This is a genomic window from Paraburkholderia kururiensis (genome assembly GCF_034424375.1).
Classification (GTDB): domain Bacteria; phylum Pseudomonadota; class Gammaproteobacteria; order Burkholderiales; family Burkholderiaceae; genus Paraburkholderia; species Paraburkholderia kururiensis_A.
On sequence record NZ_CP139965.1, the window covers coordinates 3,336,910 to 3,351,730 of the forward strand.

A 14,821-nucleotide genomic window follows, 5' to 3' on the forward strand; every position below is an offset into this window, starting at 1 on the left:
CTACGGCTCGCAGCCATACCGGGATACGCAAGGGACGGTCGCATCATCCGGGCGCGGAACCCATATCGTGTTGAGATATTGTTGAGATTCGATGGAGACAGGGAAGGCGCTGCCTTTCCATCCGCATTCCAATGCGGTCCATCAAATCTCAATAAGAAATCCATAATCGGCGCAGACAATTGGCACGCTTCCTTAACAAGAGCATTTGCTCTTTTCTACCGGCCACAGGCCGGTATTTTTTTAATTAATCATCCTAAATAAAAATAACCGTCGGCCGATAACGGAGTCAGGTTGATCGCGAACGCTGCAAATTTTCGTCGCCGGCAACCTGACCGCACGTTATCCATCTCTTACTCTCAAGAGGACACCGATGCTCAACATCAATACCAATATTCTGTCGCTGACAACGCAGACGAACCTTTCCGGTTCGCAAAGCGCGCTGTCACAAGCCATCAACCGCCTCTCGTCGGGCAAGCGCGTGAACACGGCCGCGGACGACGCTGCCGGCCTCGCCATCGCCACCAGTCAGACTGCCGCCATCAACGCGCTCAATCAAGGCGTGATGAACGCGAACAACGGCATTTCGATGGTGCAGACCGCTTCGGGCGCGATCTCGTCGACCGTGGCCAACCTGCAGCGCATTCGTCAGTTGGCCGTTGAATCGGGCGACGGCTCGCTCGGTTCGGCAGCGCAAGCGAACCTGCAAACGGAAGTCACCACGCGGCTCACCGAAATCAACCGTGTCCAGACGCAGACGACGTTCAACGGTCAGGCCGTGCTCGGCGGTCTGGGCAGCGTGAATTTCCAGATCGGCGCATCGGCGAACCAGACGATCACGGCGAACTTCGGTTCGACCACGTGGAACGCATCGGGCCTCGGCGTCTCCGGCATCGACATCTCGACGACCTCGGGCGCGCAAAACGCGATCACCGCCATCGACGCTGCACTCTCGCAGGTCAATAACTTCCAGGCCACGCTGGGCGCCACGCAGAACACGTTCCAGTCCGCCATCAGCAACACGCAGACGCAATCGACGAACCTGAATTCGGCGCGCTCGCAGATTGTCGATGCGGACTTCGCTTCGGAAACGGCGAACCTCTCGAAGGCGCAAGTGCTGCAACAAGCCGGCATCTCGGTGCTCGCGCAAGCGAACTCGCTGCCGCAGCAAGTGCTGAAGCTCCTGCAATAAGCACAAAAAAGCGGCGCGCTGTGATACCGCGCGCCGCACCTGCTGCGAGAGGGGTGCCGTCCTACCGGCGATTCAGCGTACCGGCCGCGCCGGCGCCGCCGAACAGTTGATTCAGGTAACGCGTGTTGTTCTGCATGGTGGTCATGAGCACGTTGAGCGCCCGAAACTGCGCGTTGTATTGCGCCGTCAGCGTGTCCTGGTAGCGCTTGAGCTGCGTCATATCGTTCGTCACCTTGCCGAGGTCGGCGTTCAATGCGCGCGTGCGTTGTTCGAGCGTGCCGCTCGGCCTCGTGTACGTGCCAATGAACGTGTTCAGCTTCACCGCCACTCCGTTGGTCGGATTGAACAACGCCGGGATCGCCGCACTGTCTTCAGTCAGCGCCTTTTGCAGCTTCGCCGTGTTCACGGAAAGCGTGCCGTCGTGTTGCAGATCGATGCCGACGGACGACAGACTGTACGTTCGCCCGCCAACGGCGACGCCGCCGCTCATCAGACTGCCGAGCCGGTTGGTGATGGCATGGGTCATCGCGTCGCCCAGCAGCGGGCCCGCGCGCGAGGCCACGGGCTGGGACGCGTCCCACGTCAGGCTTTTCTCCGTCGCGATGTAGCCGTTGTAGGCCGCGACGAAATCGGTGATGGCTTTCGTCGAAACCGCCGTGTCGCGCGTAACGGAGAGCGTTTGCGTCGTGCCCACGGCCTCGCCCGTCAGGACGAGCGTGATGCCTGTCAGCGCGCCTTCAATGGTGTTGCTCGCACTGCTCACGGTATTGCCGTCGATCGAAAGGCTCGCGTCCTTGCCCGCGGTGATCTGCCGGAAGCTCGACGTATTGAGTTTCGTGTTGGCACCGCCGCCGGCCGAGATCGTGATGGCGCTCGCGGCGCCGGTCTGCTTCGACGTGAGCACGAGGTGCTGCCCGTCCGACGCCGTCACGATGGCCGCGGAAACACCCGGGTTGCCGGTGGCCGCGTTGATGGCCTTGGCGAGGCTCGCAAGCGAACTGCCCGCGTCAACGTCGATCTGCATCGTGCGGCCGCCCACGCCGACCGTCAGCGTGCCGGCGCCCAGACGCTCGTCGCGCGCGAATGCCTGCGACGAAATCTTGTTCGCGCTGGCCAGGTGGTTCACGGCAATGCTGTACGTGCCAGGGGCCGCGTCCGTCGCGGCCGTCGCCTTCAGGCCGTTGCCGCTCATCGTCGCCGTGAGGGTATTGAGCGCCGTGCCGTCCGTGAATCCCCGCAATGCGGATTGCAGCGACGCAAGCACCGCCTGAATCTTGCCGACCGCCGAAAGCTCCACGTTATCGGCGCTCTGCTTTCTGCCGAGCATGTCTGATTGCCCCGCGGTCTTCGCGGTAACGAGCGCCGACACGAGCGTATCGACGTCGATGGACGAGCGCGTCGCGCCGCTGATGATGGACTGCGTCGCTTGCCGGATCAGGGCAGCAGTATCGTTCGAAGAAGAAGTGGTCGTCGTCATGCGCGGGCTCCGGGCAGGCGGTTCGTTTAACTGATTACCCCGCTAGTGACGCATGGTTCCGTTGAGGTTCGGTCGAATTCATATGGATATCTGATGAATTCCGTTTGCCATTCGAGCGCGTGAACGACGTCGCGCCGCGGCGTTCGTGGCGTTGCGATCTCACGTGTCGAGACACGATGGAGATTCGATGAACCGCGTTGTATGCCGATGCGTTTGGCCACAGCATGTCCGCGCGAAGCGGCCTGCCTTCGATGGCCGTCAGCATCATCCCCACGCAGGCGGCTTCAACTGGAAACGGAGACCATCATGGGTTATCAGCAAGGACTGAGCGGATTGGCAGGCGCGTCGAAAGACCTCGACGTGATCGGCCACAACATCGCGAATGCGCACACCACCGGCTTCAAGCAAGGGCAGGCGCAATTCGCAGACATCTATGCAAACTCGGTCGCCACGGCGGTGCACAACCAGATCGGCCTAGGCTCGCGGCTCGCCGGCGTCGAGCAGAACTTCTCGCAAGGCACCATCACGACGGACAACGTCGCGCTGCACGTCGCCATCAACGGCAATGGCTTTTTCCAGATGTCGAACCAGGGCGCGCTCACGTACACGCGTAACGGCGTGTTCCAGCTGGACCGCAACGGCTTCATCACGAACGCAGACGGCCTGAAGCTGATGGGCTACGCCGCGAATGCGAACGGTATTGTCGAAACGGCGAATACGGTTCCATTGAAAGTGCCGACCACGAACATCGCGCCGACCGCCACGACGACGATCACAGCGAGCCTCAACCTGAACGCGCGCGACGCGCTCAAGCTCGGCACGCCCACCGTCACCGCAACGGGTGCGCTGAAGAGCAAAGGCGCGGTCATCACGGACGCCACCCAGGGCAGCAACGCGGACACGTGGACGCTGACCTTCACGAGCCCCACGACTTACGACCTGACGTCGAGTTCCGGCGTGTCGCAAACGGGCCTGACGTATGCGGCCAATGCGCCGATCAAACTCGCGACGGGCGCCACGCTCACGCTCACCGGCGCAGCCGTGGCAGGCGACAAAGTGACCGTCACGCCGAACCCGATCGCGTTCAACGCAACGGACAGTTCCACCTACAACTTTTCGACGTCGGTGCCCGTGTACGACTCGCTCGGCGGCGAGCAATCGGTCGCGATGTATTTCGTGAAGAAGGCGCCCGGCACATGGGACGTCTATGCGGGCGTGCCCGGCAACGTGCCGGGTACACCCATCGGCAGCACGAAATTCGACACCTCGGGCAACCTCGCCGGCACGGTGGATGCGACGGGCAAACCGACCGCCACGGCGCTCGCGTTCAATTTCGCTGTCGCCAACGGCAACGGTTCCGCCACGCCGCAACCCTTGCTGCTCAAGCTGGGCGGCACGACGCAGTTCGGTGGCCGGGACGGCATCAACGCGCTCGCGCAAGACGGCTTCTCCGCAGGCCAGCTCACGCACTTCACGATAGGCAACGACGGCATGCTGACAGGCAAATACACGAACGGCCAGACGATGGCGCTGGGTCAGATCGCGCTCGCCAACTTCGCGAACCAGAACGGTCTCGTGAATCTGGGCAACAACGCGTTTCAGGAAACGGCCGCGTCCGGCGTCGCGCAGATATCGGCGCCCGGCTCGACGAACCACGGCACGCTGCAAGGCGGAGCAACCGAAAATTCGAACGTCGATCTGACCAACGAACTGGTGAACCTGATTACCGCGCAGCGCAATTACCAGGCCAACGCGCAAACCATCAAGACGCAGCGCATGGTCGATCAGACGCTCATGAACCTGTAACGCTCCGGCGCCTGTCCGTGAACCGTTCCTGCCGCTGAAGCCGGCAGGAACCGCCGAATTCAGCTCATCGATCCGACGAGTTCGGCATACATGCCGCAGTGCGAGACGAGGCTCTCGTGGTCTCCGCGCTCGACGACGCGTCCCCTGTCGAGCACGATGATCTGGTCCGCGTTGCGTACTGTCGAAAGCCGATGCGCGATGGTGATGGTCGTGCGGTTCTTCGCGAGCGCGTCGAGTGCATCGGCAAGCAGGCGCTCCGTTCGCGTATCGAGCGCGCTTGTCGCTTCGTCGAGCAGCAGCACCGGCGGATTGCGCAGCACGGTGCGCGCCAGCGCGAGCCGCTGCTTCTCGCCGCCCGAAAAGCGATAACCGCCTTCGCCTACGCGCGTGGCGTAGCCCTGCGGCAGCGACGCCACCACGTCGTGCACCTGCGCCACGCGTGCAGCGGCAATCAGTTCGTCGTCGCTCGCGTCCGGTTTGGCGAAACGCAGGTTGTCCGCAACGGATGCGTTGAACAGATACGGCTGCTGCGTCACGACGCCGAGCATGTCGGTCAGCGACGCCAGGCTCATGTCGCGTACGTCGATACCGTCGTAGCAGATACGCCCGCCCTGCACGTCGTAGAGGCGCGCGAGCAGGTAGGCCAGCGTGGTCTTGCCCGAACCCGTGGGCCCCACGATGGCCACGTGCGAGCCTGCCGGAATGTCGATGCTCACGCCGCAGATCGCCGGCCCATCGCTGCCTTCATAGCGGAACGTCACGTTATCGAGCCGCACGTCGCCACGCATGGCCGCGCGCGAAAGCGTCACGGCGTGCGGACGTTCGGTAATGCCCACCGGTTTGTCCAGATAATCGAAGATGCGCACGAACAGGGCACGCGCCGTGCGCAGCTCGATACCGGCGGCGAGAATTTCCTCGAGCGGCCAGAACAACTGCTCCTGCAACGTGATCATGGCGACGAGCGTGCCGATAGTCATGGGCATGCCGAGATTCATGAACGTCGCGCCGGCAAGCAGCGTGAGCGCGGGCAGCACGGAAAGCGCGAAGTAGACGAGGCTCCACTCCCACTGCCCTGCGGAGTGCGAGCGCACTTCGAGATGCGCCACATCGCGCGACGTGCGCGTGAATCCGCCCAGCAGATGGCGCAGACGTCCCGTGGTGCGCGCGAGCACGATGCCGCCCACGGAAAGCGACTCGTGAATGGTCGAGGACAGATCCGCAATACGCTTCTGCTGCTCGTGCACGATGGCCTCGCGCATGAGCCCGATGCGATATTGCAGCCACGCGAGCCCCGGTATGACCGCAAACGAAAGCAGCGCGAGGCGCCAGTCGAGCACCAGCATGGCAACCGACGTCATGACGACCACGCTTGCGTTCCGGGCGGCTTCCACGGCGGTGTGCGTGATGAGCGCCTGCAGGCCGCCGATGTCGCTGGCAATGCGCGCCTGGATTTCGCCCGACCGCGTGTTCGTGAAGAACGACAGCGACAGGTTCTGCAAATGCCCATATACGCGAACGCGCAGGTCGTGCAGGATGGCCTGCCCGATGCGGGTCGACACGAAGGTTTGAATCGTGCTCGCGATGGCGGTGGCGGCCGCGATGGCGACCAATACCGCGACCAGCCCCAGCAGAAGACGCAGATCGCCCTTCGGGAGCGCTTCGTCGATGATGCGGCGAATGACGAACGGACCGGCCACGCCGGCAATCGAGGCGAACAGCATCAACGCCGGCACGACGGCGAACTGCAACGAATAGGGCTTGAAAAGCGCGAGAATTCTGCGCAGGTAAGCATGCCTCGCAGCATGCGTGTGGCGACTCATCGAATACCTCTGGATAGCGAACCGACGCCGCTCGTCGGCACGCGCATCCTCGGTTGTTCGTCGCCACGCCGTATGGAGTTTCGATGGAGATTCGATGAAGGCTTGTGCGGGCATCACCACCGCGCGGCCGTTGCGATTCGCCTGCGGATTCGCCTTCACCATGAAAAAAGGCCAACCCGCAAGGGCTGGCCAGGGAGGCTCCTACTCCACGGACCAACGCGCGGAGCCTCGGGCGAACTGCACGACACCCACGCTCGGGCTTACGTTTCGCCAGCCGGCTCGTATGCTCCGCAAAACGAAACGTTCGACATCGGCCACGAATGGCCCGTGTCGTCCGTCAGAATCCAGTCTCCGGCGTTCACTTCGCGCCAGCCGTCAGGCGTCGCCATCATCCACTTGCCGCAGCGAAGCTGCACGTGCGGATGTTTCTCCGGGAAAAACCAGCGGCTGGCTTCCACGATGACACCATCCCGTCTGCGAAAGCGCATCCCCGTACCTCGTCGTGTTGTTTTCGCGTCTATTCCGAAGCGCCGCGGTGCGCGGTGTCGTGAAGTGCGCATGAACGCGCCCTGCAGCCGCGCTGTATCGGCGTGCGCCCATCATAGGCGCGCGGGCGCCGGATCGTGTTGAGATACCATGGAGATTCCGTGGAGACCATTAACCGGTGTCTCGCACTGTGCCAGCATGGCAGTCCTGAACGAGTGACCGATCGCGGCCCGAGACCCGAGACAACAGCATGAACAATGCGCTGATCCTGATTGCCGAAGACGAACCGGAAATTGCCGAAATACTCGATGCGTACCTCGTACGCGAAGGATTTCGCACCTACCGCGTCACCGACGGGCAAACCGCCATTGACGTGCATCCCGTACTCAAGCCGGACCTCGTGCTGCTCGACGTGAAGATGCCGAAGAAAGACGGCTGGGAAGTGCTGGTCGAATTGCGTCGTCGCAGCAATACGGCCGTCATCATGTTGACGGCGCTCGACCAGGCCATCGACCGCCTGCAAGGCCTGCGTTTCGGCGCCGACGACTATATCGTGAAGCCCTTCAATCCCGTGGAAGTCGTCGCACGCGTGAGCGCCGTGTTGAGACGTGTCGGCGTGTCGCGCGCGCCGGGAGTGCTGCGCGTCGGCAAGCTCGAAATCGATACCGAGCGTTACGTCGCCAAGGTGATCAGCGAAGCGGGCGAAGCATCGCTCGCGCTCACGTTGACGGAATTCCGCATATTGGCGCACCTCGCGAAATCGCCGAGCCGCGTGTTCAGCCGCGGCGAACTGGTCGACGCCTGCCTGCCGGGCGGCGACGCGCTGGAGCGCACCGTGGACAGCCACGTCTCCAATCTGCGCAAGAAGCTAGACCAGGGCGGTGCGCCGGGCATGATGTCGGTGGTGCGCGGCGTAGGCTACCGCCTCATGGAAAGCTGATGCCCACGCCCGAAGGGCCGATGCCGCAGCGCGGCCGGTTGAGCCGGCAGATCGTCATGTCGATGGGGCTCGTCGCGCTTATCACGACACTGATCGCGTTCGTGGGCTCGTTCGTGATCTACGGCCTGCTCTATACGTTCCTGCCGCCCCCGCCTGGTCCGCCCGAGGACATGCTCATTCCGCAGGCGCCGGACTACCTGATCTTCGCCGCGCTGCTGCTCGTGGCGCTTATCGTCGCCGTCATCATTGCGCTGCGTCTGGCGCGGCGCATTCTCGCGCCGCTCAATTCGCTTGCCGAGAGCGCACGCCGCATCGCAACGGGCGACCTTGCGGCGCGCGCGGTGCCGGGCGACCGTTCGCTCGGCGAAACGGCGCATCTCGTCGACGACTTCAACACGATGGCCATGAAACTCCAGGACATGGCCGCCGACATGGCCGCCTGGAACGCCGCCATTGCGCACGAACTGCGCACGCCGCTCACCATTCTGAAGGGGCGCTTGCAGGGGTTGAGCGACGGCGTGTTCGAGCCGCACGAAGCGCTTTTCCGCGGACTGCTGTTCCAGGTGGAAGGCCTCTCGCGTCTTGTCGAAGACTTGCGCGTCGTCACGCTGCAAGACAGCGGCCGCCTGCAAATGCGCATCGAGCCTACCGAGATCGGCGCCGAAGTGGAACATGCCGTCGATTCGATTCGTCCTGCGTTGGAAGAAGCGGGGCTGCGCGCCGAACTTCGCATCGTGCCGGTCATTCTGCGTTGCGACGGCCCTCGCATCCGGCAGGCGCTGCTGGCGTTGCTCGACAACGCGCGCCGCTATGCGCATCCCGGCCGGCTGCGTATCGACGTGGAGCCGCGCGACACGCATGTGGTGCTGCGCGTGGAGGACGACGGCCCTGGCCTCACGCCGGAATTCGCGCGTCACGCCTTCAATCCGTTCACGCGCGGCGACGCATCGCGTTCGCGCGAATCCGGCGGCTCGGGGCTCGGGTTGTCCGTGGTGCGCGCCATCGCGATGGCCCATGGCGGCGACGTGCGCTATGTGCCGTCCAGCGCGGGCGGCAGCATCTTCGAAATCGACATTCCGCGCGCGCCCGTTCCCGAACCCGAACCGTGATGCCGGGCGCCTACGGCGTGTAAGTACCCAGCCGCCGATAATGCTCCGCCGACACCCGCCGCAACCGCGCGGCCAATGCCACGCCAAGCAGCACCGCGAGCGGCACGAGCGAGCACAACGCGTCGGCCAGCCAGCCGCTGGCACCGGTCAACACGTCGAAATGCCTGATCGCCGTCACGAGCACATAAGTTAGCAGCACGCACGAAATGGCCGGCAGTGCCTGCGTGCGCATCCAGCTCTCGCCTCTCACGGAATGATGGGCCGAGCGCTTGCGAAAAAAACCGATCACGGCAGCCGACGTGATCGCCATGAGCAGGATCACGCACAGCGTCGCCACGTTCGAAAGCCACGCAAACAGCTGGAGCACCGGGTCCGCATGCAGCAGCGCGAACAGGCCCACCACCACCGCGGCGATGCACGATTGCAGCAGCGACCCGACGTGCGGGCTCTGATGCTGGCAATGGGCGCGGCCCAGCACTTGCGGCAGCAAGCGGTCGCGTCCGCTGGCGAAGAAATATCGGGCCGCGGAGTTATGGAAGGCGAGCAGCCCGGCGTAGATACTCACGATGAAGAGCACGCGGATCACCTGCGTCAGTCCGTGGCCTGCATAGCGGTCCGACAGACCGTAGATGAAGGTGGTGGGGTCCTGCATGGCCTGTAGCGCGGGAACGATCTTGTTGGCGCCCGCCCCCACCACCATCGCCCAGAGCGAGAGCGAATAGAACGCGCCGATCAGCAGCACGGCCGCAAACGTGGCAATGGGAATGGCACGTTTCGGGTCTCGCGCTTCTTCGCCGTAAATCGTGGTGGCCTCGAAACCGATGAACGCGGCGAAGCAGAACAGCAGTCCGATGGAGGGCGAACCGCTCGATACGGCGGCCGGTTTGAACGCGTCCAGGTTGACGCCCGCTTCGCCGCCCTTGAGCAGGATGCAGGCATCGAGCACGAGGATGGTCAGATACTCGGCCGTCACCATGACGGAGAGCAGGCGCGCCGAGAGATCGATCTGCCGGTAGCCGAGTATCGCGACGCTCGCCAGCGCCATGAACGAATAGACCCACCACGGCAACACCAGATGAAAGGTGGTTGAAACGGTGTCCGAAACAACGGCGCCGAAGAGACCATAGACGCCGATCTGAAGGATGTTGTAGCAGAACATGGCGAGCATGCCTGCGCCACCGCCCAGAAGACCGCCCAGGCCGCGGCACGAAAACGCGTAGAAGCCCCCGGCATTCGTGACGTGGCGTGCCATCGCGGTATACCCGGCGGAAAACGTCAGCAGAATGCCGAGCGTCAGGAGCAGCAGCGCGGGCGTGCCGGGGCCGTTGCCCAGCATGATGCCGATGGGAAAGCCGCCCGCCAGCACGCTCAACGGGCTCGCCGCAGAAACGACGAAGAAGATGATGAAGCCGATACTCAAGGCGCCCTGCCTGAGCCCGGGGTGCGGGGCCTGCGTCTGCTGAAGCATTACGTCTCCTCCGTCATGTGTAGGTATAGTCGGGCCGGCACACCGCCCGTCGGTCCCGCGCCGGAGGTGCGGCACACACGCCCGCGCGTCGATCCGGCTACACGAACCCGATGTTAGAAGTCCATTATTCGCGCCGTTAGCCCGAATCGGCACAATGCAGGATTGGCGATAAACTACCACGCCATAAAACGCGATTTCCCTGCTGAAATCCCGCAATACGAGCCTGCCGCGAAAGGCCGGATCTGACCACAGCGGCCCTCGTCGAAGCCTTTTTGCCCAACCTGTTTCACTACGGATCGTTCATGTCGAGCCTCACCAAAATGCTCTCCATTCTCGATGTCTTCTCGTCTTCGGCCATGTCGATGACGGCGGAGGGCATCGCCGAACACATGGGGTTCTCCCGCACCACGTGCTACCGCTACGTCAAGGAACTGGTTTCCGTGGGCCTGCTCGTGAGCCACAACGGCGCTTACACGCTGGGCCCGCGCATCATTCATCTCGACTACAACATGCGCCAGTCGGACCCGATGCTGAAGGCAGCCACGCCCGTGGTGCAAAAGCTCGCGCAACTTACGGGCGGCGATGCGCTCGTTTCGAGCCTGTACGACGAACAGATCATCAACGTCCTGCACGAAACCGGCGTGGAGAACCTGCAACTGGGCTTCGGACGCGGGCGCATCATGCCGCTCTTTCACGGCGCGTCTTCGAAGGCGATCGTCGCTTCGATGTCGCGCACACGCCTCAAGCGCCTGCACGAACGGCACCGCGCGGAAATGGGCGAATTCGAAGAGTGGACCGCGTTCTGGCGGCACTGCCAGCACATCGTTGAAACCGGCTACTGCATTTCGCGCGGCGAACTGGACTCAGGGTTCGTCGGTATTGCCGCGCCCATCGCTGCCGCGAGCAGCGGCGACATCGGCAGCAGCGTGTCGCTGGTGTTTCGCGAAGAGCACTTTTCGCTGTTCGACCAGAGCGTGCTCGGCAAGCTTCTGGTCGATGCGGCGACGCGAATCGGCGAGGCCATCTGAACTGTCGATACCCGCCTTCTTTCAATTAAGTTGCGTCACGAATTTCGTGACCAGATAGCCGTCGAAGGTTTCCGTGCCGCCTTCGCTGCCGAACCCGCTTTCCTTCACGCCGCCGAACGGAATTTCGGCGGGCCCCATGCCGAAGTGGTTGATGTTGACCATGCCCGCTTCCAGGTTGCGGCTGATGCGGTGCGCGTTGCGCGACGAGGCGGTGAACGCGTAAGACGCGAGCCCGAAGGGCAGTCTGTTCGCTTCGGCAATCGCTGCGTCGAGTTCGTCGAACGGCACGAGCGCAGCGATGGGACCAAACGGTTCCTCGCACATCAGGCGTGTATCGGCGGCTGGCGCAAGCACCACGGTCGGCGCGAAGTAATGGCCGCGACTGAAAAGGCGTGTGCCGCCCGCTGCGATGTCTGCGCCCTTCGCTTTGGCGTCGCTCACGAAGGCTTCCATTTCGGCCACGCGCCGCGCGTGCGCGAGCGGGCCCATCGTGACGCCGGGTTCGAGGCCGTGACCCACGCGCAGCGTCGCCATCGCGTCGAGCCAGGCCGAGACGAAGCGCTCATACACGCGGCGCTGCACGAAGAAGCGTGTGGGCGAGACGCACACCTGCCCGGCATTGCGAAACTTGTAGGCGGCGAGCATGGCCGCGGCGCGCCCCACATCGGCGTCGTCGCAGACGATTACGGGCGCGTGGCCGCCCAGCTCCATCGTCATGCGCTTCATGTGCGCGCCGGCGAGTGCGGCCAGTTGCTTTCCGACGGGCACCGATCCCGTGAATGAAATCTTGCGCACCTTCGGCGACTCGATGAGTTGCGTCGAGACTTCGGACGGCACACCCCACAGGACGTTCAGGCAGCCCGGCGGCAGCCCCGCGTCGTGAAACACACGGGCAAGCGCAACGATGGCGCTGGGCGCCTCTTCCGGTCCTTTCAACACGAGCGTGCAACCGGAGGCGAGTGCGGCCGCAATCTTGCGCAACGCCTGGTTGAACGGAAAATTCCACGGCGAAAATGCGGCGCACACGCCAACCGGCTCGCGCAACACCGTCTGCTGCACGTCGGGCGAACGCGCCGGCACCACGCGCCCGTAGACGCGCCGCCCCTCTTCGGCGTGCCATTCGAGATGTTCGGCCGACGATGCCACCTCGGCGACTGCCTCGTGCAACGGCTTGCCCTGGTCCATCGTGATATGGCGGCCAATGTCGGCGGCTCGTTCGCGGATCAGCGCCGCTGCCCTGCGCAGAATGTCGGAACGCGCGAGCGGCGACTCGTTTTTCCATCGTCCGAATGCGCGATGCGCTGCATCGATGGCGCGCGCGACGTCGTCTGCGTCGGCAAGCGGCAGCTCTCCGATCACCGCCTCCGTTCCGGGGTCGAAGACGGCGCGCGTGCGACGATGGCCGGCGGCATGGAACACCCCATCGATATAGAAGCAGAGCGACGGATAGACCGACTCATGCGCCGGCGAAGAAGAGACGTTCGATGACATGGGCGTATTCAACTGGGGTTGGTCTTGAGTGACTCGATCACGCTCGCGAACGCCACATCACTGAAGCGGCCGGCGCGCGAGCATGCCGCCGATTTCCTGCTTGAGAATCAGGTTCTCCTGTCGCACGAGCAGATGGCGCACCTTGCCGCGAAAGTCCTTGAATGCAGCGTCGGCCATCAACCGCGCGCGACGTTCGGCGCGGTCCTGAAGCGACTCGAAGCCCCACAGATACACGAGCTGGTTGAGTGGACCGACTTCGGTCGTATAGCAGCCGAGCATCGTGCCGAGAATGCGTTCCTGCGCCTCGCGCCCGTGCTCGGCATACAGCCGCAGATAGTCCACTGTGCCGCCCGGCACGAGCGTGTAGATACGCTGCTCAACAAACATCGGCTTCCTCCCGCTGTAAAGATGCGAACGCCTGAAAGCGGCTGGCCAGATGCGACAGCCCCATCACGTCGGTCTGGGCAGCAACGTAACGGTCGGGCCGTACGAGCACGATGGGCCCCGGATGCTTCTCGAACCAGTCGGCCAGCGCGTTGTCGACGTCCTCCACGCACTCGCTGCCGTACGCGCTATCTACGCGGCCTTCGCGCGACCTGCCGCTGCGCGAGCGGTTCACCTGCACGAATTTCACGCCGAGCGCATGCCAGTAGCGCCGGTCTTCAGCCGAGAGATACGCGAGCGGGTCGCAACGCCAGCCCACGATCGCGAACCACGGACCCAGTACGTCGTCGAGCTTGCGGCGCACGCCGTCCGCCGTTTCAACGTCGGGCTGCACGATCATCTTGCCCGTGGCGCTGGAGGTGCCTGGCAGCACGACGCCGTTCGTGTAGCTTGGCATGGGCTTGAAGCGCATCTGCAGCACGTAGTTGCGCAGTCCGGGTGCAAGGCGCGCGAGGCTGAAGAAACTGTCGCGCAGCCATGCCGCCGCGCGATTCGTTGGCATGAGCATGGCCCCGAAGGTATCGGCCAGATCGATCATGGCGCGCACGTGGTCGAGCCGCTCGGACTCGTAGGTGCGCAACACCTCGGGCCGCAGCCGGCCTTGAACCACGCCCGCCAGCTTCCACGCCAGGTTGCCGACGTCGCGCAAGCCCGCGTTGAGCCCCTGGCCGATCCAGGGCGGCGTCAGATGCGCCGCGTCGCCGATCAACGCGACGCGGCCCACCAGGAAGCGGCTGGCCACGCGCGAATGGTGCGTGTAGGTTCGCGCGCGCACGATCTCGATTTCGTCGACGTTGTTGACGTACGGCGCGATGAGCCGCCGGATCGATGCGGGCGTGGCTATCTCTTCCTCGTTCTCGTGAGGGAACACGAGAAACTCCCAGCGCCGGTAATTGAACGGCAGATACACGCAGACGTTCGGCCGGCGCGGGTCGCACACGAGCGCCGTACAGGGCTGGTCCATGTCCGCGTTCCTGACGTCGGTCACCACCCACTTGATGGGATGCGTCGTGCCCTCCAGCTTCACGCCCAGCATCTCGCGCAGCGGACTGCGGCCGCCGTCCGCCGCCACGACATAGTCGGCTTCGAGCACGTACGTCTGACCGTCTGCGCGGCGAACGTGCAACGTCACGCCGGCGTCGTCCTGCTGCAGATCCACCACTTCTTCAGTAAGCCGAAGCGATACGTGCGGATAGCGTTTGAGCCCTGCACGCAAGGTCTTTTCCGCAAGCTGCTGCATGAAGATGTTGCGTCGCCACCAGCCGAATTCGCGCCCGGAAGGCCGGATATCGGCGAAGCACTGCCCGTTCGCCTTGAACATGCGCAGCGGCACGTTCTGGATGATGTCGCGGCACAGTTCGTCTGCGATCCCCGCGGTCTGGAAGAGGCGCAGCGCTTCGTCGTCTATGCCGACCGCGCGCGGAAACTCCACGATTTCCGGGGTCTTTTCGATAACCACCGTGTCGATGCCGTACAGCCCCAGCATGTTGGCCATCGCGGCGCCGTTGGGTCCTGCGCCCACGACGACGACCGACGGCCGGTGTCTGTTGTCCGTCTTCACGG

The 14,821-nt window shown here is 63.9% G+C and carries 11 protein-coding genes; 5 read left to right on the plus strand and 6 right to left on the minus strand.

Features of this window, described 5'->3' with window-relative positions; all coding sequences use genetic code 11:
* Window positions 1–370: 370 nt before the first annotated feature.
* Window positions 371–1,189, plus strand: a complete 819-nt coding sequence (locus U0042_RS14835; protein ID WP_114810138.1) for a flagellin domain-containing protein — start codon at window positions 371–373, stop codon at window positions 1,187–1,189.
* A 61-nt stretch (window positions 1,190–1,250) separates the two neighbouring features.
* Here the strand turns inward: U0042_RS14835 and fliD are convergent, their stop codons facing one another.
* Window positions 1,251–2,666, minus strand: a complete 1,416-nt coding sequence (gene fliD / locus U0042_RS14840; protein ID WP_114810137.1) for a flagellar filament capping protein FliD — start codon at window positions 2,664–2,666, stop codon at window positions 1,251–1,253.
* Between the two features lie 306 nt (window positions 2,667–2,972).
* Here fliD and U0042_RS14845 point away from each other — a divergent pair, with 306 nt between their 5' ends.
* Window positions 2,973–4,472, plus strand: a complete 1,500-nt coding sequence (locus tag U0042_RS14845; RefSeq protein WP_114810136.1) for a flagellar hook protein FlgE — start codon at window positions 2,973–2,975, stop codon at window positions 4,470–4,472.
* A gap of 59 nt (window positions 4,473–4,531) precedes the next feature.
* Here the strand turns inward: U0042_RS14845 and U0042_RS14850 are convergent, their stop codons facing one another.
* Window positions 4,532–6,292: an ABC transporter ATP-binding protein gene (locus U0042_RS14850; RefSeq protein WP_114810384.1), complete on the minus strand. Its 1,761-nt coding sequence runs from the start codon at window positions 6,290–6,292 to the stop codon at window positions 4,532–4,534.
* 736 nt (window positions 6,293–7,028) lie between these two features.
* On the opposite strand from U0042_RS14850, the gene U0042_RS14855 reads away from it, so the two are divergent.
* A complete protein-coding gene (locus U0042_RS14855; RefSeq protein ID WP_114810134.1) occupies window positions 7,029–7,718 on the plus strand; it encodes a response regulator in 690 nt (229 codons plus the stop codon).
* On the plus strand, window positions 7,718–8,827 hold the full coding sequence (locus U0042_RS14860; protein ID WP_114810133.1) for an ATP-binding protein: 1,110 nt from the start codon (window positions 7,718–7,720) through the stop codon (window positions 8,825–8,827). The genes U0042_RS14855 and U0042_RS14860 overlap by 1 nt, the downstream gene beginning before the upstream one ends.
* 10 nt (window positions 8,828–8,837) lie before the next feature.
* Here U0042_RS14860 and U0042_RS14865 read toward each other — a convergent pair whose 3' ends face one another.
* Window positions 8,838–10,295: an APC family permease gene (locus tag U0042_RS14865; RefSeq protein WP_114810132.1), complete on the minus strand. Its 1,458-nt coding sequence runs from the start codon at window positions 10,293–10,295 to the stop codon at window positions 8,838–8,840.
* 302 nt (window positions 10,296–10,597) lie between these two features.
* Here U0042_RS14865 and U0042_RS14870 point away from each other — a divergent pair, with 302 nt between their 5' ends.
* Window positions 10,598–11,323: an IclR family transcriptional regulator gene (locus tag U0042_RS14870; RefSeq protein ID WP_114810383.1), complete on the plus strand. Its 726-nt coding sequence runs from the start codon at window positions 10,598–10,600 to the stop codon at window positions 11,321–11,323.
* Window positions 11,324–11,344: 21 nt separating this feature from the next.
* On the opposite strand, the gene U0042_RS14875 is transcribed toward U0042_RS14870, so the two are convergent.
* The 3 genes from U0042_RS14875 to U0042_RS14885 are packed head-to-tail and all read right to left on the minus strand — an operon-like array spanning window position 11,345 to window position 14,819.
* Complete coding sequence (locus tag U0042_RS14875) at window positions 11,345–12,814, minus strand: NAD-dependent succinate-semialdehyde dehydrogenase (protein WP_114810131.1); 1,470 nt, start codon at window positions 12,812–12,814, stop codon at window positions 11,345–11,347.
* 57 nt (window positions 12,815–12,871) lie between these two features.
* A complete protein-coding gene (locus U0042_RS14880; protein ID WP_114810130.1) occupies window positions 12,872–13,201 on the minus strand; it encodes an NIPSNAP family protein in 330 nt (109 codons plus the stop codon).
* Window positions 13,191–14,819 carry a bifunctional 3-(3-hydroxy-phenyl)propionate/3-hydroxycinnamic acid hydroxylase gene (locus U0042_RS14885; RefSeq protein ID WP_114810129.1) on the minus strand — a complete coding sequence of 543 codons (1,629 nt, stop codon included), beginning with the start codon at window positions 14,817–14,819 and terminating at the stop codon, window positions 13,191–13,193. Before U0042_RS14885 ends, U0042_RS14880 begins: the two co-directional genes overlap by 11 nt.
* Window positions 14,820–14,821 lie beyond the last annotated feature (2 nt).

Bases quoted from the DNA above. Each gene is read 5' to 3' on its own strand.
- U0042_RS14835 (WP_114810138.1), top strand. From the start codon at position 371: ATGCTCAACATCAATACCAATATTCTGTCGCTGACAACGCAGACGAAC.
- fliD (WP_114810137.1), bottom strand. From the start codon at position 2,666: ATGACGACGACCACTTCTTCTTCGAACGATACTGCTGCCCTGATCCGG.
- U0042_RS14845 (WP_114810136.1), top strand. From the start codon at position 2,973: ATGGGTTATCAGCAAGGACTGAGCGGATTGGCAGGCGCGTCGAAAGAC.
- U0042_RS14850 (WP_114810384.1), bottom strand. From the start codon at position 6,292: ATGAGTCGCCACACGCATGCTGCGAGGCATGCTTACCTGCGCAGAATT.
- U0042_RS14855 (WP_114810134.1), top strand. From the start codon at position 7,029: ATGAACAATGCGCTGATCCTGATTGCCGAAGACGAACCGGAAATTGCC.
- U0042_RS14860 (WP_114810133.1), top strand. From the start codon at position 7,718: ATGCCCACGCCCGAAGGGCCGATGCCGCAGCGCGGCCGGTTGAGCCGG.
- U0042_RS14865 (WP_114810132.1), bottom strand. From the start codon at position 10,295: ATGCTTCAGCAGACGCAGGCCCCGCACCCCGGGCTCAGGCAGGGCGCC.
- U0042_RS14870 (WP_114810383.1), top strand. From the start codon at position 10,598: ATGTCGAGCCTCACCAAAATGCTCTCCATTCTCGATGTCTTCTCGTCT.
- U0042_RS14875 (WP_114810131.1), bottom strand. From the start codon at position 12,814: ATGTCATCGAACGTCTCTTCTTCGCCGGCGCATGAGTCGGTCTATCCG.
- U0042_RS14880 (WP_114810130.1), bottom strand. From the start codon at position 13,201: ATGTTTGTTGAGCAGCGTATCTACACGCTCGTGCCGGGCGGCACAGTG.